At 62.2% G+C, this 19,017-nt stretch carries 21 protein-coding genes; 11 read left to right on the top strand and 10 right to left on the bottom strand.

What is annotated here, in order from left to right; translation table 11 throughout:
* Positions 1 to 14 precede the first annotated feature (14 nt).
* On the bottom strand, positions 15 to 290 hold the full coding sequence (locus NCN06_RS12620; protein ID WP_250399017.1) for a hypothetical protein: 276 nt from the start codon (positions 288 to 290) through the stop codon (positions 15 to 17).
* A gap of 364 nt (positions 291 to 654) precedes the next feature.
* Here NCN06_RS12620 and NCN06_RS12615 point away from each other — a divergent pair, with 364 nt between their 5' ends.
* From NCN06_RS12615 to NCN06_RS12595, 5 genes are all read left to right on the top strand, one after another.
* On the top strand, positions 655 to 1,320 hold the full coding sequence (locus tag NCN06_RS12615) for a hypothetical protein (protein ID WP_250399016.1): 666 nt from the start codon (positions 655 to 657) through the stop codon (positions 1,318 to 1,320).
* Between the two features lie 39 nt (positions 1,321 to 1,359).
* On the top strand, positions 1,360 to 3,291 hold the full coding sequence (mnmG, locus tag NCN06_RS12610; protein ID WP_226397470.1) for a tRNA uridine-5-carboxymethylaminomethyl(34) synthesis enzyme MnmG: 1,932 nt from the start codon (positions 1,360 to 1,362) through the stop codon (positions 3,289 to 3,291).
* 24 nt (positions 3,292 to 3,315) lie between these two features.
* A complete protein-coding gene (locus NCN06_RS12605; protein ID WP_250399015.1) occupies positions 3,316 to 3,984 on the top strand; it encodes a pilus assembly protein PilZ in 669 nt (222 codons plus the stop codon).
* Positions 3,981 to 4,580: a chorismate lyase gene (locus NCN06_RS12600; protein WP_170952202.1), complete on the top strand. Its 600-nt coding sequence runs from the start codon at positions 3,981 to 3,983 to the stop codon at positions 4,578 to 4,580. The genes NCN06_RS12605 and NCN06_RS12600 overlap by 4 nt, the downstream gene beginning before the upstream one ends.
* A gap of 90 nt (positions 4,581 to 4,670) precedes the next feature.
* Positions 4,671 to 5,108 (top strand): hypothetical protein, encoded by a 438-nt coding sequence (locus NCN06_RS12595; protein WP_226397472.1) that lies wholly within the window; start codon positions 4,671 to 4,673, stop codon positions 5,106 to 5,108.
* Here NCN06_RS12595 and NCN06_RS12590 read toward each other — a convergent pair.
* On the bottom strand, positions 5,105 to 5,632 hold the full coding sequence (locus tag NCN06_RS12590) for a hypothetical protein (protein ID WP_250399014.1): 528 nt from the start codon (positions 5,630 to 5,632) through the stop codon (positions 5,105 to 5,107). The two genes, NCN06_RS12595 and NCN06_RS12590, sit on opposite strands and share 4 nt — an antisense overlap.
* 105 nt (positions 5,633 to 5,737) lie before the next feature.
* Positions 5,738 to 6,280 carry a SprT family zinc-dependent metalloprotease gene (locus tag NCN06_RS12585; protein WP_226397474.1) on the bottom strand — a complete coding sequence of 181 codons (543 nt, stop codon included), beginning with the start codon at positions 6,278 to 6,280 and terminating at the stop codon, positions 5,738 to 5,740.
* A 78-nt stretch (positions 6,281 to 6,358) separates the two neighbouring features.
* On the opposite strand from NCN06_RS12585, the gene NCN06_RS12580 reads away from it, so the two are divergent.
* Genes NCN06_RS12580 through NCN06_RS12570 form a run of 3 tightly spaced genes read left to right on the top strand, consistent with a single transcriptional unit; the run spans position 6,359 to position 8,995 of the window.
* Positions 6,359 to 6,778, top strand: a complete 420-nt coding sequence (locus tag NCN06_RS12580) for a hypothetical protein (RefSeq protein ID WP_115094811.1) — start codon at positions 6,359 to 6,361, stop codon at positions 6,776 to 6,778.
* Positions 6,771 to 8,813 carry an NAD-dependent DNA ligase LigA gene (ligA, locus tag NCN06_RS12575; protein WP_226397475.1) on the top strand — a complete coding sequence of 681 codons (2,043 nt, stop codon included), beginning with the start codon at positions 6,771 to 6,773 and terminating at the stop codon, positions 8,811 to 8,813. Before NCN06_RS12580 ends, ligA begins: the two co-directional genes overlap by 8 nt.
* A complete protein-coding gene (locus NCN06_RS12570) occupies positions 8,810 to 8,995 on the top strand; it encodes a hypothetical protein (protein ID WP_226397476.1) in 186 nt (61 codons plus the stop codon). The genes ligA and NCN06_RS12570 overlap by 4 nt, the downstream gene beginning before the upstream one ends.
* Here the strand turns inward: NCN06_RS12570 and NCN06_RS12565 are convergent.
* The 5 genes from NCN06_RS12565 to NCN06_RS12545 are packed head-to-tail and all read right to left on the bottom strand — an operon-like array spanning position 8,971 to position 14,938.
* Entirely contained in the window at positions 8,971 to 9,594 is a 624-nt protein-coding gene (locus NCN06_RS12565) for a TVP38/TMEM64 family protein (protein ID WP_226397477.1), read from the bottom strand. The two genes, NCN06_RS12570 and NCN06_RS12565, sit on opposite strands and share 25 nt — an antisense overlap.
* Before the next feature lie 35 nt (positions 9,595 to 9,629).
* Complete coding sequence (locus NCN06_RS12560) at positions 9,630 to 10,418, bottom strand: ABC transporter permease (protein WP_226422758.1); 789 nt, start codon at positions 10,416 to 10,418, stop codon at positions 9,630 to 9,632.
* On the bottom strand, positions 10,418 to 11,215 hold the full coding sequence (locus NCN06_RS12555) for an ABC transporter permease (protein WP_226397479.1): 798 nt from the start codon (positions 11,213 to 11,215) through the stop codon (positions 10,418 to 10,420). The genes NCN06_RS12560 and NCN06_RS12555 overlap by 1 nt, the downstream gene beginning before the upstream one ends.
* The gene (locus NCN06_RS12550) at positions 11,215 to 12,189 is read right to left on the bottom strand and encodes an ABC transporter ATP-binding protein (protein WP_226397480.1); all 975 of its coding nucleotides are present in this window, start codon (positions 12,187 to 12,189) and stop codon (positions 11,215 to 11,217) included. Before NCN06_RS12550 ends, NCN06_RS12555 begins: the two co-directional genes overlap by 1 nt.
* Before the next feature lie 4 nt (positions 12,190 to 12,193).
* Positions 12,194 to 14,938, bottom strand: a complete 2,745-nt coding sequence (locus NCN06_RS12545; RefSeq protein WP_226397481.1) for a valine--tRNA ligase — start codon at positions 14,936 to 14,938, stop codon at positions 12,194 to 12,196.
* Between the two features lie 88 nt (positions 14,939 to 15,026).
* Here NCN06_RS12545 and NCN06_RS12540 point away from each other — a divergent pair, with 88 nt between their 5' ends.
* Complete coding sequence (locus NCN06_RS12540; RefSeq protein ID WP_250399013.1) at positions 15,027 to 16,277, top strand: extracellular solute-binding protein; 1,251 nt, start codon at positions 15,027 to 15,029, stop codon at positions 16,275 to 16,277.
* On the top strand, positions 16,274 to 17,599 hold the full coding sequence (locus NCN06_RS12535) for a mechanosensitive ion channel family protein (RefSeq protein WP_226397483.1): 1,326 nt from the start codon (positions 16,274 to 16,276) through the stop codon (positions 17,597 to 17,599). Before NCN06_RS12540 ends, NCN06_RS12535 begins: the two co-directional genes overlap by 4 nt.
* On the opposite strand, the gene NCN06_RS12530 is transcribed toward NCN06_RS12535, so the two are convergent.
* Entirely contained in the window at positions 17,579 to 18,202 is a 624-nt protein-coding gene (locus NCN06_RS12530) for a 2OG-Fe(II) oxygenase (RefSeq protein WP_226397484.1), read from the bottom strand. The genes NCN06_RS12535 and NCN06_RS12530 overlap by 21 nt on opposite strands.
* Entirely contained in the window at positions 18,199 to 18,651 is a 453-nt protein-coding gene (locus NCN06_RS12525; protein ID WP_226397485.1) for a protein phosphatase, read from the bottom strand. Before NCN06_RS12525 ends, NCN06_RS12530 begins: the two co-directional genes overlap by 4 nt.
* A gap of 54 nt (positions 18,652 to 18,705) precedes the next feature.
* Between NCN06_RS12525 and NCN06_RS12520 the strand changes: the two genes are divergently transcribed.
* A complete protein-coding gene (locus NCN06_RS12520; protein ID WP_011365486.1) occupies positions 18,706 to 18,963 on the top strand; it encodes a hypothetical protein in 258 nt (85 codons plus the stop codon).
* Positions 18,964 to 19,017: the final 54 nt, after the last annotated feature.

Here is a 19,017-nt window from a genome sequence, read left to right as displayed (position 1 = left end):
GTTTCCAGCACCGTTTACACCGCCACCTTCACACCCACTGCAGACAGCACCACCAACGGCGTCATCCACGCCGCCAACGACAAATTCTCTGATGCTGCCAGCAACACCAACCAAGACGAAAACGACGCCAATAACACCGTCACCTTCACCGTTGATTCCACCACCAGTCCAACCCCTTCTCCCTCACCATCCCCTTCCCCTTCTCCCTCACCAACTCCTTCCCCTTCTCCCTCACCAACTCCTTCCCCTTCTCCCTCACCAACTCCTACTCCAGAGAGCACTTCAGACAAAGGCGATATCTATCTCCTCCTCGATACCTCCACATCCATGCTCCACAGCGAGGGGAAAGACCACAGCAAATTCCAATGCCTGATAACACTAGAAGCCTTCGCACAAGACGCTGAACGCGCTGGCTATCAATTTCAACACCGCAGCACCAACAGAACAGTTACATCAACACAGTTACTCCAAACACTCGCCAATCAAACCAGCACGCAAGCCATAAAAGAACTCGACAACTACACCATCATTGACAACCTAAATGATGCAAAACATGCCGATGATCTCGATATTCATTTGATCACTTACAACTACCACGTCGATCACAGCACCTTCACCCTCTCTCGCTCAAATCCAAGCAACGGCATTGACACCATGCAAGCCATCCTGTCGCTCAAAATGGCAGGAGAAGACTTCGGTAATTCAATAAAAAACAACTCAAAATGGAAAGAACTTGGCCTCCCCAAGCCCAATCGTTACGACCTCCATCAGGGCCGTTCAAATAGACCTTCCAACCTCTATGCCGGAACCGAATTGCTCGGTGCCTTGGAAGGACTCGACTATCTCCTCAACAACAAAGCCAACGACCCCAACCGGCGCGATCAATCCACATCCATCTCCCTCGTTCTCGATGGCAGGCCAGAACGTCGCAGTTGGTGGGACACCAGAACCAACGCCGCTTCTGACTCCATCACCGGCCAGGCCATTCCGCTTCCCGAAACCCTCGGCAAAGAAGACATCACCACCTCTGGCCTCCTCTACGACACCAAGGGCAATCCATATTTCTTCCAAAACAACCAAGGCCAATGGCAGTGGAAACAAATGCAAAACGACCTCAATGCAGCCCTCGATCGTCTTGCTGAACACTCCACAGATCCCAACAAGATTCAGGTCAACACCTACGGCCTGAACAGCACCGGCAGCACCTCCCTAAACGCCACCTATCAAGACATCTTCTTCAACCAAAGCTTCGATAACACCTCTGGCGGCTGGACCTATTCCCACCAAACCATCCAATCCCTCCAAGACCTCAATCTTTAAGCCAAAGCCGACGTTTCTGCAGAACCGGATAATGAAGCCATGAGCTTCACCGCCGCCCCCACGGAATCCTTCGACGTGATCGTGGTTGGTGGCGGCCATGCCGGTTGTGAAGCGGCGATCACAGCCGCCCGGCTGGGCCTAAACACCGCTCTCTTCAGCCTGAATCTGGATCGGATCGCCTGGCAGCCCTGCAACCCGGCCGTCGGCGGCCCCGCCAAAAGCCAGCTCGTCCATGAAGTGGATGCCCTCGGTGGGGTGATCGGCCGCCTGGCCGATGCCACCGCCATCCAAAAGCGCATTCTCAACGCCAGCCGGGGCCCGGCTGTGTGGGCCCTGCGCGCCCAGACCGACAAGCGCCTCTATTCCCGCCAGATGCTGCAACTGCTGCAGCACACCCCCAACCTCGCCCTACGCGAAGCGATGGTGACCGGCCTGGAAACCAGCAGTGAAGGCGATCAGCCACGCATCAACGGCATCCGCACCTATTTCGGCAGCGTGTATGGCGCTGAAGCAGTGATCCTCACCGCCGGCACCTTCCTGGGGGGCCGCATCTGGGTGGGGCATCAATCGATGGCCGCCGGCCGCGCCGGCGAGCAGGCCGCCGAGGGCCTCACCGAGGCTCTCCAGCAACTTGGCTTCCACACCGACCGGCTGAAAACGGGCACCCCCGCCCGGGTGGACCGGCGCAGCATCGCCCTTGATCAGCTGGAAGAACAGCCCAGCGATGCAGCCGACCGCTTCTTCTCCTTTGACCCGGCCGCCTGGGTGAGCGGTGAGCAGATGAGCTGCCACATCACCCGCACCACCGCCGAAACCCATCAGCTGATTCGCGACAACCTGCACCTCACCGCCATTTACGGCGGCGTGATCGACAGCAAAGGCCCGCGCTACTGCCCCTCAATCGAAGACAAGATCGTTCGCTTCGCGGACAAGGACAGCCACCAGATCTTCCTCGAGCCAGAGGGTCGCGACACCCCGGAGATCTATGTGCAGGGCTTCTCCACCGGCCTGCCGGAGCCGATCCAGCTGCAACTGCTGCGCAGCCTGCCGGGCTTGGAACAAGCCGTGATGCTGCGGCCGGCCTATTCGGTCGATTACGACTACCTGCCCGCCACCCAGCTCAAGCCATCCCTGGAAACCAAGCGGGTGCGTGGCCTGTTCAGCGCCGGCCAGCTCAATGGCACCACGGGCTATGAGGAAGCCGCGGCCCAGGGTCTGGTGGCCGGCGTCAACGCAGCCCGGCTGATCGGCGGCCAGGAGCCGGTGCACTTCCCCCGTGAAGGCAGCTACATCGGCACAATGATCGACGATTTGGTGAGCAAAGACCTGCGCGAGCCCTACCGGGTGCTCACCAGCCGCAGCGAATACCGCCTGATCCTGCGGGGTGACAACGCCGACCGCCGGCTGACGCCACTGGGCCGTGAGCTCGGCCTGATCGACGACCGCCGCTGGCAGCTGTTCAAGAACAAACTCGAAGCGATGGAGGCCGAAAAACAGCGGCTGGAAACCGCGCGCCTCAAGGTGAGCGATCCGGTGGCCCCGGCGGTGGAGCAAGAAACAGGCGCAGCGATCAAAGGCTCGATCACCCTGGCCGACCTACTGCGACGACCCGGCATGCACGCCGCTGATCTGGTGCGCCATGGTCTGGCCGACGCCGACCTGCCCCTGCCAGTGCGGGAGGGGGCTGAGATCGACATCAAATACAGCGGCTACCTGCAACGGCAACAACAACAGATCGATCAGGTGAAACGCCAGAGCCAGCGCAAGCTGCCTGCCGATCTGAACTACGCCGGCATTGGCACCCTCTCCAACGAAGCCCGCGAAAAGCTCGCTGCGATTCAACCGAGCACCCTGGGTCAGGCCAGCCGGATCCCCGGCGTCAGCAAGGCCGACATCACAGCCCTGCTGATGTGGCTGGAACTGCAGAAAAGGGAACGCCAACCCCTCGCCCCCACCGCAGAAGCTCGATAGCGTTGGCGTCCTGAAACGTCTGCGGTGTCAGCAAGGGTTCCCACCTCACGCGCCTACTGGAACCTGCGAGCCGAGCAGGTGATGGACCAGGTGTTTGACCGTGAGACGGTCGCGGTCCCAACCCAGCCGTACCTGGTGCCGGTGGATGTGGATGTGCACGAACCAACGACAGCAGCACCCGACCGCCGCTCCCCTACCCCCTGGCTTCTGCCTCTGGTGAGTGGCGTCGCCGTTGCCGGGGTGATCTGCAGCGCCTGGCTGGTGAGCAGCCTGCAGCGCTCCCGCCTGGACCTGGAACGGCAGCAAAGCGTCGCCATGATCGAGCGGCTGCGCGACCAACTCGCTGCGCAGGAGACCCGCCCAGAACCAACGGTCACGCCCGAGGAGGCTTCAGAAGCGGTCTTGAGCCTGGAACCGCTGACCCTGCCGATCAAACAGCCATTGACGGCCGTTCCCCAAAGCAGCGATCAAGCCCCGGCTCCGATCGAGCCCACCCCCCAACTCACAGGCGTGGTGCAGGGCCCGGGTGGAACCAGTTCCGCCATTTTTCAGCTGGGACAGGGATCGGTGTCCGCCGGCATCGGTGATGCCATCGGCAGCAGCGGTTGGGTTCTCAACAACGTCACCGATAGCGGTGCTGTGATCAGCCGCAACGGCCAGAGCCAAACCCTTTCGGTGGGAGGACTCTTCTGAACCCCACCCAGCGACTTCACCCATCACCGCACCAGCTCTGGCAAGCCCCCACCGACGCCGTGCTCTCGGCGGAGGGACCGCGACAACTACCAGGACCCTGGCGGCTGATGCTGCTGGGTGATGGCAGCCCAACCCGCCACCTGCGACTCCTAACCGGTTCACCGGTCGCCGTGGATTTGATCGCCATGGAGGCCGACCAGAGCGACCACCCCGGGGCACCGGAGGAAGTGAAGGAACTGATGGCACCCTTGCTGCGCCGCCAGGTCTGGCTGACCTGCGGCGGCACACCCCTGGCCTGGGCGGAAAGCTGGTGGAACCAAGCTGAGGCGGATTGGCACCTGCGGGACCGCAATCAACCGATCTGGAAAAGCCTGACGGAAGGACGCTCTGAGCTGTTCCGCGAAGTGGACGGCTTGGCCCTGGTGGAGGGAGATTGGCTCGACCAGACCTTTGGCTATCGCGGCCCGTATTGGAGCCGCCACTACCGCTTCTTCCGCCAAGGCAAGGCCCTCACCGTGATTCGCGAAGTGTTCAGCCCCCAGCTCGAAACCTGGCTCGGGCCCACGCTGCGCCAAGAGTTTCAACAAAGTTCATGAACAAACCCTCGAGTTTGTTGGGATTTGCTCTTGACAACTTGCCAAGAGTTGTCCTCTCAGGAAGATGTAGGCACTTCGGTTCACCGTGTCATGGCTGCCACCACCTCTTGGCTCAGCCTCACCGACCTCGGTCGGATCTACGGCATTTCAGCCATTCACTGCGGCAAGACCCTCGAGCATCAAGGCTGGCGTGACCGTCGGGGTCGCCCCACCCAGAGCGCACTCGACGCCAATGCCGCCATGCAGACAGGGCCCCACGGCCAAGGGCGAAGCGTGCTCTGGAACCGCGAAATCTGCAGCCATCTGCTGGAACAAAAGGGGTATGAGCCCATGAGCCGCAGCCTCCAAATCGAACAGTGGACACAACTGCTGGAGGCCCTCCAGGTCGGATCGCCGTCGATCACCGCCACAGCCGACCAAATGGCGGAAGACATGCCCGGGGAACTGCTCGACGATGTAAACCACAAACTGGCCGAACGGGGCTGCCGCTATCGGGTCAACCCACGTTCGCTTCACGCCAGCTGTTAATCGGCCCGGCGACGGCTGGAACGCGGCAGTGCCCTTCTTCCGGAAGTCGGATTCGGAGCCGCGTCTGGCTCCGGACGGGGGATCGCCTGCGCCGACCGTGACCAACGCTGAACTCGAAAGCTGTCATCCTCCGGCCAACCCTGCTGATCTGATTTGAACTCTTGAGCCACAGGCGGCGTTGACGTTGGCACTGGTGCCGGCACAGAACGGCGGCCCCGGCGTGAAATCGCATCGAGGGGGCGCCGGGCTGAACGCATGGAACGCGCGGGCTCCGGGCGGCCCCGCCCGGACTCTTGCCAAGGCTCCTGCCAGTCGTCGTCCTCTTCCAGCAGCCACTCGACTTTTTCACCGACCCAGCGGCCCACTGAATCGAGGTCCAAACCGGAACGCCGCTGCCCGGGTCGTTGTCCAGGCCGCCGGCCGGAGACACCATCGACGAGCTGACGTCCGGTTTCCAAAAATTGGTCGAGACGGCGATCCCGCTGATCACGGAACCGGTCCAACCGATCGAATCGCTCCTCCATCTCCTGACGTTACCGACGGCGGCGGCGCAACCACTGTTCCCGCCGCAATCCCAACAACACAATCACCACACCACCGCATTCAAGGGACAGCCAGAACACCTCCATCTAGCCCTCCGCCTCCACATAACTGAGCACACAGCTGGCATCCCAGCGGCCGTGAAAGTGCTCGATGCAACAGGCGCGGCAGGCGGCATTGCGCGTGCGTCTCCGGCAAGGAGTGCGACGCCCGCAGCGGGGACAGACCGCCATCCAACGGGGCGGCCGGGGCGGCACCGGATAGCTGTGGCGGATGCTCACCTGAAAGCGACTCTGGGCCGCATTGATCGCTGCCATCCGAGCCCGGAACAGCGGTCCATGGCTTTCCCGGCGGCGCTGCACCAGATCGACCCAGGCGTGGATCATCTCGTGACAAAGCGTGCTTTCCGTAGCGGTCTGCGGCAGCGGTTCCAAGACGGGTCGTGACAGAACGATCTCGCTGCCGCGTCCCTCGCCCACCCCTGGGCCACGCCGATAAAACCCCGCGGTGCGGCTCATCCGCCCATCACTCCAACGCACAGCCGTCAGCGGCTGACCACCATCCACCAGAACACCTCCGAAATGCTCCCGGTTGAGGCGGTGAAACAACGGCAGCAGGGGCTGCAAAGGCACAGAGCAGGGGGGAGGGGATCCGAATCAGCGCCATCTTGCCGTGGTCAGTCAGACTCGGCCCTGCTTTGACAGCTGGTGATGGAACTAGGACTGGTGCGTGACATCGGCAGCAAAGCTTTGCTGGCGGGAGGAGTCACCCTGCTGGGGTACTGGATCTACAACGCCGTCAAGTTGGTGCTTGACGCCCGCGGGATCAACCCCCTGATCAAGCAGTTCTTCACGCAGGTTGCTGCCGGCCGCATCGATGCCGCCTACCTGCTCACCACCAAGGCCTATCGGCAGCACGTGAGCCGCCAGCAGTTCATCCGCTTCCTGGCCGACCTCAAGCTGAACAAGTTCCGCAATCTCAAGTCCGGACGCCCCCGCGTGCAGGAAGGCAACTTGCTCCTCACCGTGAAATTGAAGTCCGAGGGTGACGAGGAGCTGCCCCTCGACTTCACCTTCACCAAGGTGGAGGACAACTGGCGCATTGCCCGCATCAACCGGGTCAATGCCTGATCCGCACGAGCGGGCCGCGGAACTGCGGCAACTGCTCAACCGTGCTGGCCACGCCTACTACGTTCTCGATGCTCCGGTGATGGAGGACGCGGTCTACGACCGCCTCTATCGCGAGCTGCTCGAGCTGGAAGAGAGCCATCTTGATCTGCAACGTCCCGACAGCCCCACCCAGCGGGTGGGTGTGGCTCCAGCGGAAGGGTTCAGCAGCGTTGAACACCGTGTGGGGCTGCTCAGCCTCGACAATGCCTTCAACCGCGACGACCTACAGGCCTGGCATGAGCGGCTGCTCAAGGTGCTGGACCGACCCAACGACACCCAGCTGCCCCTGGTGGGGGAACTGAAAATTGATGGCAACGCCCTCGCCCTGAGCTACCGCCATGGGGTGCTGGAGCGTGCCGCCACCCGTGGCGACGGCAGCCGCGGGGAAGAGATCACCGCCAACGTGCGCACGATCAGCTCGATTCCCCTTCGCCTGCAGATCGACAATCCACCGGAATGGGTGGAGGTGAGAGGGGAGGCCTTCATCCCCGATGCCACCTTCGCGGCGATCAATGCCGAACGCGAACAACGGGGCGAAGCCCTGTTCGCCAATCCCCGCAACGCCTGCGCCGGAACCCTGCGCCAACTGGACCCAAAAGTGGTGGCCGCCCGCCGGCTCGACTTCTTCGCCTACACCCTGCATCTGCCGGGTGACGCCCAACCCCCCAGCCAATGGGCTGCTCTGGAGTGGCTCAACACGGCTGGTTTCCGCGTGAACCCGAACCGGGAGCTCTGTGCCGATCTGGCCGCCATCCAACGCTTCTGCGACCACTGGGAACAGGGTCGCCATGACCTCCCCTATGCCACCGACGGCGTGGTGGTGAAACTGAACGACCTGCTGCTGCAGGACGAAGCCGGCTTCACCCAGAAGGCACCGCGCTGGGCAATCGCCCTCAAATACCCCGCCGAAGAAGCCCCCACCCGTCTGCTGCGCGTTGGCGCTCAGGTGGGCCGCACCGGTGCCATCACCCCCGTCGCCGAATTCGAAGCGGTGGCTTTGGCGGGCACCAGCGTCAGCCGCGCGACCCTCCACAACGCCGATCGGATTGCTGAACTGGATCTACATCTGGGCGACACCATCGTGGTGCGCAAAGCCGGAGAGATCATTCCCGAAGTGGTGCGGGTGCTGCCGGAGCTCAGGCCCAGCGACGCCACTCCGGTACAACTGCCGCAGCACTGCCCCGAATGTGGCTCCAGCCTGGTGCGGGAGGGCGATGAAGCCGCCACCCGCTGTGTGAACAGCAGCTGCCCGGCGATCCTGCGGGGTGGTCTGCGGCACTGGGTGAGCAAGGGCGCCCTGGATGTGGATGGCCTCGGCAGCAAGTTGATCGAACAACTGGTGGACCGCGGCCTAGTGCGCTCTCTCGCCGATCTCTACCGGCTGGATGCCGCCCTGCTCGCCAGCCTGGATCGGATGGGGGACAAATCAGCCAGCAACCTGGTGGCCGCCCTGGAGTCCTCCAAACAGCAGGCCTGGCACCGCCAGCTCTACGGCCTGGGAATACGTCACATCGGTGAGGTCAACGCCAAAGCTCTCGCCGCTGACTTCTTCAGCATCGACAGCCTCGCAGCAGCCGCTCTGGATGCCCCGGAGCGGATCGCCGAACTGCACGGCATCGGCTCGGAAATCAGCGCCAGCCTCGGCCAATGGCTGCGCACGCCCGCTAACCAACAGCTGCTGCAGGACTTGCGCAGCGTCGGCCTCTCCCTGGAAGCAAGTGCCTCTGAGCAGGAAGCCGCGAGCCAAGCCGGAGCTGACGCCGACGGCGTGCTGCAGGGCAAGACCCTGGTTCTCACAGGAACACTCCCCAGCCTGAGCCGCAGCGACGCCAAAGCGCTAATCGAAGCGGCCGGCGGCAAGGTGAGCGGCAGCGTCAGCAAAAAGACCAACTATGTGGTGGCGGGAGAAGCCGCCGGCAGCAAACTGACCAAAGCCGAGAGCCTCGGGGTGGCGGTTCTCAGCGAAGACGACCTCACCGCCATGCTGCTGCCATGAACCAATCCCCCCCTGCGCTTCATCGCTGGATCAAGACCGACTGCGGACGGGCCAAGTTGGCTGACCTGCAGCAGCGCACCGGCACAATCGCCCGCATGCGACTGGCCTGGTTCATCCTGATCGCTGCCCTGAGGGACTGGCGACTCGCCGATCCCGATCAGAGCGACGTCTCCACATCCTGAAGGGCCCGGCGGGCCGCCCGGCTCACCAGCCAGACCACCGCCAGCGTGGCGAGCACGCCAACCACCCGCAGCGTCCAGGTGCCGGCATCGGCCTCACCCCCAAGCACCTCACCGAAACGGGCCACATCGCCGGCCAGCGCCCCCAACCCGCAAAACAAAATGGTGCCAGGAAGGATGCCGATCAAGCCGATGCTGTAGTCCCGCAGGCTCACCTCACTGAGGCCGTAGGCCAGGTTGAGCAAAGAGAACGGAAAGGCAGGGGAGAGACGCGTCAGCAACACCAACTTCAGCCCCTCCTTGCTGACGGCCCGCTCCACCGCCTGCAGCTTGGGGAGTTGCTCCAAGCGGCGCTGGGCCCAGTCGCGCAGCACCGAACGCCCCAGCAAAAACACCACCACCGCCCCCAGGCAGGCCCCAACGAATACCAGGCCACTGCCAAGCCAGGTGCCATAGAGCACTCCGGCCAGCATCGAGGCCCACACCCCCGGCAACAGCAAGGTCACCCAGAGGGCATAGAGGGGGATGAACACCAGCGCACCGGCTGGGGAGCGCAGCAGCTCCAACGCCTCCGGAAGCCAGTGCTGAACCAAGGAGATCAAGCGAACTCACCAACACATGGCGTGGAGCATTGCACTCAACTGGAAGCTGACGTGTAAAAACGCAGTGCAAACAACCAGAAGGCACGCGCCGCTGCAAAGAACAGCACCGCCAGAGCCAACCCCGCCAGCAGCATTGGTATCGCAGCTTCCCCGAGCAACACCTGGGCGGGAACCGTGGTGAGAAACGCCACGGGCAGCACCACAGTGAACAGCAGACGCAAGGCCGGCGGGTAGGCGTTGAGGGGATAACGACCGGAAGCCAGCAAAGCCCGCAACACCTCAGTGGCATTCCAGGTTTTGACGAACCAGATGCTGGTAGCTGCGATCAGAAACCAGAGCGAATAAAGGATCAAGCCACCGGCCAGCAGCATCACCAGCACGGTGAGCAGTGAGGACAAGGTGAGCACTACTCCGGCCTGATGGCTGCCCCAGGCCAGCAGCCCAAGCCCCAGGCCAATTTCTGGCAACCCAGCCGGAGACAGGGTGCGGAGCGACAACCAGAACTGGCTGTCAATTGGCTTGAGCAGCACGAAATCCAGGGTGCCCTCCCGCACATGGGTGACGATCGCCCCAAGATTAGGGCGCAGCCAGGTGGTGGCCATGCCATCGAACACGGTGTAAAGCCCCTGCACCATCAGGGCCTGGGCCCAACTCCAACCCCCCAACGTCTGATTGGGGCCATAGAACAGCGAAAGCAAAAATAGGCTGCCGCTGAGGCTCATCGCCACCGCCAGCAACTCGATCAACACGTTGGCCTGGTATTCCAACTGCACCGCCACGGCGGTGCTCCAGAAGCGACGCAACGTCCGCCAGTACCGCCCCATCAGGCCCCCATGGCGCTGTAGCGCCGCACGCCGGCACGCCAGAGCAGCAGCACCAACGGCAGCAACAGAGCAACCCAGACCAGTTGCGCGCCAAAGCCCGCCATCAGATCCACCGGCTGGCCCGCCAGCACCCGAGCTGGAAAGTCGATCAGGTAAGGGAAGGGCGTCCACTGGGCGACAGCCCGCACCGCCGGCGGGAACGCCGTGAGGGGTGCCAACAAACCAGAAAGAAACACGAAGGGAATGAACTGAAGCCGCTCCAGGGCGCTGGCCTTCTCACTCCAGAAGCACAGGGCCGCGATCAAGCTCTGGAACAGGAAGGCGATGGCAAAGGCCATCCAGGTGGCCAGCCAGGCCAGCAGAAAGCCGCCCAAGGAGGGCAGCCAGAAGGCCTGGGGCTGCACAGCAAAAAACACCACAGCAATCAAGGCTGCGAAGGGCAGGCGGGTGAGCTGCTCACCCAGATGGGCCGCCACATAACGCCAGAGCGGGTGGAGCGGCTGCAGCAGATAGGGCGACAGCCGACCCAACAGGGCGTCCTCCTCGAAGGCATAGACGACCCAAACCACCGAGAACTGGCGCACCAGATAAGCGCTGAGGAAATAGCGATCCAGGGCCACACCATCGAGCCCCAAGCCTGAGCGGGCTTCGCTGCCACTCCAGACGCTGAGCATGATGAAGGGCAGCACACCGGAGAGCGCCCAGAGGGCGATCTCGGCGCGGTACTCGAGCATGTGGGCGTACTGGGACCCCAGCAGCACCCGGATGATCCTGCGGTTCAACCCGAAGATCCGCATCAGACGCGCCCCTGCCGGAACAACCCACCGATCAGTTCTTCGATGGGCGGATCGGTCACGTCCAGATCACGCACGGGGAAGCGGTCCAGCAGCTGCGCCACAACCGCGGTGAGCTGGTCGCGGGGCACCAGCAGCCGCACGTCACAGCCCTCCAGCTGCTCAAGACGTCCCAGCCCAGCCAGTGCTCCCGGCTCAACCGGCGACTCCAATTTCAGCCGCACCTCCCGCTCCGGCGCCAGCTGATCGGCCAAAGCTTCCAAGGGGCCGTCGTGGAACAACCGCCCCTGGTGGATCAGCAGCACCCGGGGACAGAGCGCCGTGATGTCGGCCATGTAGTGGCTGGTGAGCAACACGGTTGCCCCCGTGCGGCGGTTGTAGTCCGCCAGGAACTGACGCACCCGGGCCTGGGCATTCACATCCAGCCCAAGAGTTGGTTCATCGAGGAACAGCACCTCCGGCTCGTGCAGCAAGGCCGCCAGCAGTTCAGCCTTCATCCGCTGGCCCAGGGAGAGCTTGCGCACCGGGCGAGTGAGCTCCTCCCCCAGCTCCAGCAGATCGGCCAGCGCGCTGATCCGCCGCTGGGCCACAGCATCGGGGATGCCGTAGACCGCTGCATTCACCCGCAAGGAATCCATCGGCGGCAGGTCCCAGAGCAGCTGCTGCTTCTGCCCCATCACCAAGGTGATCCGGCGCAAAAACTCTGCCTGGCGTCGCTGCGGCCTGTGCCCTGCCACCTGCACATCCCCAGCGCTGGGGTGGATCAACCCGCAGAGCATCTTCAAGGTGGTGGTTTTGCCGGCGCCATTGGCGCCGAGAAAGCCCACCATCTCGCCGGGCTCAATCGCAAAGGACACGTCCTGCACCGCCGTCACATCCCGCGTGCGGCGCCGGATGAAATGGCGCAGGGTGCCGGCCAAACCGGGCTGCTTCTCGGCAACCCGGTAGGTCTTGCTCAGCCCCTGAACCTGAATCACCGGATCAGCTCAGGTCGGCCAAGCGCTTACGGGCCAAATCCGCCTGGGCCTGCTTCTCATCCAAGTTGGCCTGACACTCAGCCACCACCTCCGGCGGTGCCTTATCAGCGAAGTTGGGATTCCCTAAACGGCCGGCCAGGCCCTTGATCTCCTTCTCCGCCTTGGCGATGTCTTTCTCGAGGCGACTCTTCAGCGCATCAAGGTCTACCAAACCTTCGATCGGCAGCAACACCTGCAGCTCACCGCTCACCCCAGCCAAGGCCTTGGCCACCGGAGCGGCATCGGCCTCTGTTGGTGTCATCACCGCGACCGACTCCGCCCGGGTCAGCGCCGTGATGTCGGCCGTGCCTTGGCTGAGCACAGCCGCCAGCTCGCTGCGGCCGGTAACGAAGCGCACCGGCACCGACTGGGAGGGCTTGAGACCTGCCACAGCGCGAAGGTTGCGCACCACACGGATGGCACCGATCAGCTCAGCGAAAGAGGCTTCCAAGGCATCATCCAAAGCGCTTTGATCCAACACCGGCCAGGGCTGCAGGGCCAGGAAGCTGGTCTCCGGCTCGCCGGTGACGCTGTGCCAGAGCTCCTCGGTGAGGTGGGGCATCAGCGGATGCAGCATCAGGTGCATCTGGCTGATCACCTTGGCCAGCACCTGCTTGGCTACCCGCTGATCAGCGAGGGCTTCGGCTGATGGATTCTCACCGGGGTTGAGCCGGCGCTTGCTCAGCTCCAGATACCAATCGCAAACGTCGTTCCAAGCGAACTCGTAGAGCCCCTTGGCCGCTTCACCGAGGCCATAGTTGCTGTAGCGCTCAGCCGTTTCCCGATTCACCCGGGCCAAACGCGAGAGGATCCAGCGATCCGCCAGCTGCAGCGCAGCGGGGTCGGGATCCCCAAGCTGGGCGGGGGTTTCGCCGCCCAGGTTCATCAGCGCGAACCGAGTGGCGTTCCACAGCTTGTTGGCGAAGTTGCGGGAAGCCTCCACCGTGGCGGAGGTGTCCTTCTTGCGGTCGTAATCGAGGCGGATGTCCTGACCGGCACCAGCCACTTCCCGCACCAGGGCGAATCGGAGGGCATCGGTGCCGTAACGGTCGATCAGCAGCAGCGGATCGATGCCGTTGCCGGCGCTCTTGCTCATCTTCCGGTTCTGCTCGTCCCGCACCAGGCCGTGGATATAGACGTCCTGAAAGGGCATCTCGCCGGTGAAGGCGCCGGCCATCATCGTCATCCGAGCCACCCAGAAAAAGATGATGTCGAAGCCCGTCACCAGGGTGCTGGTGGGGTACCAGCGCTGGAGATCGGCGCTGCTCGCATCGGGCCAGCCCAAGGTGGAAAAGGGCCACAGGCCGCTGGAGAACCAGGTATCGAGCACGTCTTCGTCCTGCTCAATCTCCGCCGCCGCGCCGTACTCAGCCTTGGCCTTCTCCAGGGCTTCGGCTTCGTTGCGGGCCACCACGTAGGGCGTGGTGTCGGTGTACTTGCCGCCGCTCTCACTGATCACGAACCAGGCGGGGATGCGATGCCCCCACCAAAGCTGTCGGCTGATGCACCAGTCGCGGATGTCGGTCAGCCAGTCGCGGTAGACCTTCTCCCAACGCTCAGGGATGAAGCGGGGATCCTGCTTCTCCAGCGCTTCGCGGCAGCGGGCCGCTAGGGGCTCGGTTTTCACAAACCACTGGGTGGACAGCAGCGGCTCCACCGGCACTTTGCCGCGGTCGGAATAGGGAACGCTGTGGCGGTAGTCCTCCACCTTCACCAGCAGCCCCAGCTCCTCCAAGCCGGCCACCACGGCCTTACGAGCCTCGAAGCGATCGAGCCCCTCGAACTGGCCAGCCTCTTTGTTCATCGTGCCGTTCTTGCGCATCACCGTGATCTGGGGCAGACCGTGGCGCTGACCGATGGCGAAATCGTTGGGATCGTGGGCCGGCGTCACCTTGACGCAGCCGGTGCCGAAGTCTTTCTCCACGTGGTCGTCGGCCACGATCGGAATCTCGCGATCCACAAACGGCAGCTTGAGGGTTTGACCCACCAGATGGGCGTAGCGCTCGTCGGTGGGATTCACCGCCACCGCCGTGTCGCCCAACATCGTTTCGGGCCGGGTGGTGGCCACCTCCAGATGGCCTTCACCGCTGCTGAGGGGATAACGGAAATGCCAGAGGTGACCGTCCACCTCCTTCATTTCCACCTCCAGATCGCTCACCGCCGAGCCCGAGGCGGGGCACCAATTCACCAGATATTCACCGCGGTAGATCAGCCCCTGCTCATGCAGCCGCACGAAGGCCTCCTTCACAGCCTCACTAAGGCCCTCATCGAGGGTGAAGCGCTGGCGCTTCCAATCAACGGAATAGCCCAGACGGCGCAGCTGGCCCACGATCCGGCCACCGCTTTCGGCCTTCCACTGCCAGGCCCGCTCCAGGAAAGCGTCACGGCCGAGATCGTGGCGGGTCTTGCCCTCCTCCTTCAGCTGCTTCTCCAGGATCGTTTGCACCGCGATCGAGGCGTGGTCGGTGCCGGGCAAACACAACACGTTCTTTCCAGCCAAACGCTGGTAGCGAACGATCGTGTCGATCAAGGCCGTGTTGAAGGCATGGCCCATGTGCAAGCTGCCGGTCACGTTCGGTGGCGGGATCACCACCGAGAACGGTTCACCTGGCGCCTTCGGGTCGGGGTGGAAGGCTCCCTGGTCGTCCCAGGCCTGTTGCCATCGGGCCTCCGTGCCAACCGGGTCGTAGGTCTTGGCCAGTTCGGGCACGGAATGCTCAGCGTTTCAGCAGGACATGCTCGCAAAGCCCTGCCCACTCCGGCCAACGTCCCTAACATCGGCCCACTGAAGCGTTGGCATGGGGCTAATCCGGATCCAGCATCTGGCCCTGGGCATTGCACTAACGGCCCTTACAACAGGTTGCGGCAGTTGGCACCCACCGGTTGTGATCAAGGTGGTTCGCACGATCAATAACTCAGAAACGATCTCCAGCAAGGACTACGAACAGCTGCGGGAGGTCACTGAAGACGCCATTGATCACATCAGAAGTGTGGATCCCACCATCCGCCCTCAACTAACCCTGTCCTCCCAGAAAAATTTTGTTGATGAGATTGAAGATCAAACCCGTAGCGGCTTTGGCCCGGATCTGCTGATCACCGATAGCGACACAGCTCTCGAGTTGTACAAGCGCAAGTTGGTCGATCCGATTGTCATCTCTCGTGAAGATCGTGCTGACACACCGAGCTATCTGTTCGACCTCGTCACAGCCAAGGACGGGCAACTGGTGGGCCGTCCGGTGAATCAGTTTGTGCAGTTGGCCTGCTTCAACAAGGAGCGATTGCCCTCTCCGCCCCAGACCCTTGAGCAGATGGAACAAGCCAGCGAAGAAAACAACTTCGGCATGGCACTGCAGCTGAAGGATCTGTTCTGGAGTGCTGAATCATTTGACGCTGGCGAAGCCATGGAAGCCGCACTCGCGAAGCTCCCTCCAGATGCTGAACGCCAGGCCAACGTGACGGCTTGGTTGCACTGGCTGGAAAACGCGAGCTATCAGCAAAACATTCGTTTTCTGAACGATCAGCGCACCCTCCGCGACGCCTTGGTGGCTGGAGAGCTGGATTGGATCACCTGCTGGAGCAGCAGCCTGCGGGAATTGAGAGAGCAAATGAAAGACAAACTTGCGCTCGCTCCTCTCCCCAAAGGACCTTCAACAAAGCTCAAAGCCGCCACCAAACTGCAGGTGTGGGCGCTTGGACGCAACTCCAGCCCAACGCAGCGAGAGAAAGCATTAGTGATGATCGATTTCATCACCAAACCCTGGGCGCAAAAAACTTATGCACTCGCAGGGCGCAATTCATTGCCCGTGAACCGCAAAGCCGCGAAGATCGTTGCCGCCAAAATCCCCGGCGGCACAGAAGCCTTGGTGATGTATGCACAGGAGTCCCTGAAGGCAAACGCCGCCAAAGGGCAATCCAAAGCGCGCGTGTTTCGCGATCCAGAGCGTTATGAAACCATCTCAGATGCTCTGCTCGACACCATCTACGACGTCAGTTCCCCAGAGGAATCCAGTCAAAAAATCCTGAAAAGTTTGCGGGAGAGCGATTCATGATCACCGAAATCACCTCTGAAACCACGACCTGGCTGGGCTATCTGCAGCGGGGTTCCGTACTTCTCCAGGTGGGATTGTTCGTCGCCGCCATCACCAGCGAATCACGGGTGAAGCGAAAACTCAGGAGTCCCCTGATCGCCAGCCTGATCCATCTCCTGGTCCCGGCGGCACTGTTTCTAATCGCCACCACTTTGACCCTCGTTGGAGTCACAGCGGGCTACCTGCAGTATCTGGCGCTGCTCTGGCTGATCTGGCGCTGCGTGGAACCCACCAAGCAACTCATTCTCAGCCGCTTTCCAAAAGTACCGGTCGAAGAAATCGATAAATCTTTCTTCCGGCCCATTCTGTTGGTCATTTCAATCCTCACCTTCTTCCAGATGCTTGGAAGCCGGGAATCGCTGTCGCTGATTTCCCTGGGAGATGTGTTCGGGGTGACTCTCACCATCGGCAAATTGTGCACAGCCCTGGTGATCGTTTATCTGGTTATCACCCTGGCCAGCCGTCCGGCAGCCTTCGCCGCCTGGCTTGGGGGTGGATTCTTCGGCATTAAGCCCCAGGGCCGCAAAGCGCTCGAAGTGATTCTTCGCTACTCGGTGATCGGCATTGGCGTGATGGGGGTGGCTTATTACATCGGAATCAATGGCACCGCCTTAGTAGCTGTAGCCGGAGGCCTTTCCGTGGGCATCGGCTTTGGCATCAAAGAGATCATTTCCAATTTCATCAGCAGCCTCTGGCTGCTGTTTGAAGGCTCCGTGCGCCCCGGAGAAATCCTGATGATCAACGGCGACCCCTGCACGGTGAGAAAGCTGGGGCTGCGCGCCACCCAATTGCGCCGCGGCCGCGATGGCGCCGAACTGCTGATTCCCAATCAAAATTTCTTCACCCAAGAGGCTGAGTCGTACACCGCCGAAGAAACCTCCCGCCGCGACGGGGTGATGGTGGGAGCGGCTTATCACCACGAACCCAGTCAAGTGATTGCGGTCTTGGAGGAGGTCGCCCGCAAGCACGAGAAGGTGCTGCAGTACCCACCCCCGGCAGCCTTCACCGTCGATTTCGCGGATTCATCGATCAACTACAAGCTGCTGTTCTGGGTGCGCAACCCACTGGAGGCCTTCGGTGTGGGAAGTGACTTGCGCCAAGCCATCTGGACGGCTTTTGAAGAGAACGGCATCGGCATCCCCTTCCCGCAGCGTCAGGTGTATCCGATGGAATGGCCACCATCAAAAGATCAGACCCTGCGCATGGGTGCTGCCGCCAATCAGTTGCAAGTGGAAGACGCAATCCCAGAGGACCAGCCCAGCTCAACGGGCGAGGCGACTTAAGTAGTCCTCCTGGCGTCCGGCATTGATCCAACCAGTGGCGATCAGCTTGCTGGCGCTCTCACTCACCCGTCCCCGGTGAATGTGGGATGGACCCGCCGGGAAGATCACCAGCTTGCCCCGCTCCGCCGGTTCGTGGTGGTCCTGCCAATGAAACTCGGTGCCCGCCTCATCCACGTCGTTGCAGTAAAGAATCCAGGCCAGCACTCGGTGCACCGGTTCGGTGGCCTCATCGCTCATGGTCCAATCACAGTGCCAACGCTTGAACCCTTCCCCCGGGGCGTAGTGCTGAAGATTGAAGATCGGATTGACGAACAGGCTCTGCTGCGGGCAGCACTGACGGAACAGCGGTCGCTCCTGCACATAGCGATCCAACCCTGCCGTCACCCCACGAAAGATCAGTTGTGAAAGGGCGAAGGATTCGGGTTCCGAGCGATCAATCGCCACCAGGCTGATGTCGGTGCTCTGTTTCGCCGGTTCGCCTGTACCTTCCGGCCCAAAGGCCACGCCAGGACGCTGCAAATCCAAGCGGCGCGGGAAGAACTCACTTACGGCATCAGCCACCGACTCGAACCCGGCATTGCGGTAACGGCCGATCAAGTTCATGCCGTTGCCACCATTCTGGGAATCGCCACCACAGCATCCAGGGCCTGCCAGCGACCACGATCCGCCACCACCTGATCCTGAAGCTTCACCTGTTCAATCACAGCCGCGGCCCGTTCGAGATCCAGAGGAACACCAGGGCCCATCGGCAGCACCAGCACCTGCTGCTCAGCCGGATCGGCCATCACCTGAAGATCGAGATCCTCCAGTTCCCGTTCAAAGAACACCCGCCGCATCCGGGTGGTGAGGCTTGGACCAAGCGCCTCGACGAAACGGGCCATGCCGGCTTCATCCCCGGAGCTGCCGCAATTCAACGACAACCAGATCAACAACTTCACCCAACTTTCTGCCGTCCAGAGGGGTTGGAAGCTCTCCCGGTGTTGCCGCACCAATTCAGCAATCGAGAAATCAAACAGCGTGGCCTGGAGGCCAGTGGCATCAGCGGAATCCATGCTGTTCATCCTCTCCTGTGAAAGGTCAGACTGGGGCGACTGGCTATTCGCACCATGGCCCTGGACCTGAACGATCCCGAACTCGAGTTCTCCGATCTGGTCTACGCCTACCAGAGCTGGGTGATGGCGGTGATCAACGACGAAAAACTCGACAGCGACGACAAGCTGCTCACCGATGACATCGCTGAGGACGCTCTGAACTCGATGCGCTTCCTGCCCGGCGAGGTGACCAGCGCCATCGAAACCAGCCTGGCCCGCGTCTACGACGTCGATGCCGACGAACTGGCTGAATTGCTGTTCCCGGAAGACTGAAGCTGGGTTCGGACGCCGCATCACCAAGGGACCCCTACCTATTGGGCACCCACA

Source organism: Synechococcus sp. MU1648, assembly GCF_023630615.1.
Classification (GTDB): domain Bacteria; phylum Cyanobacteriota; class Cyanobacteriia; order PCC-6307; family Cyanobiaceae; genus Parasynechococcus.
This window is presented reverse-complemented; position numbering and strand designations above follow the sequence as displayed.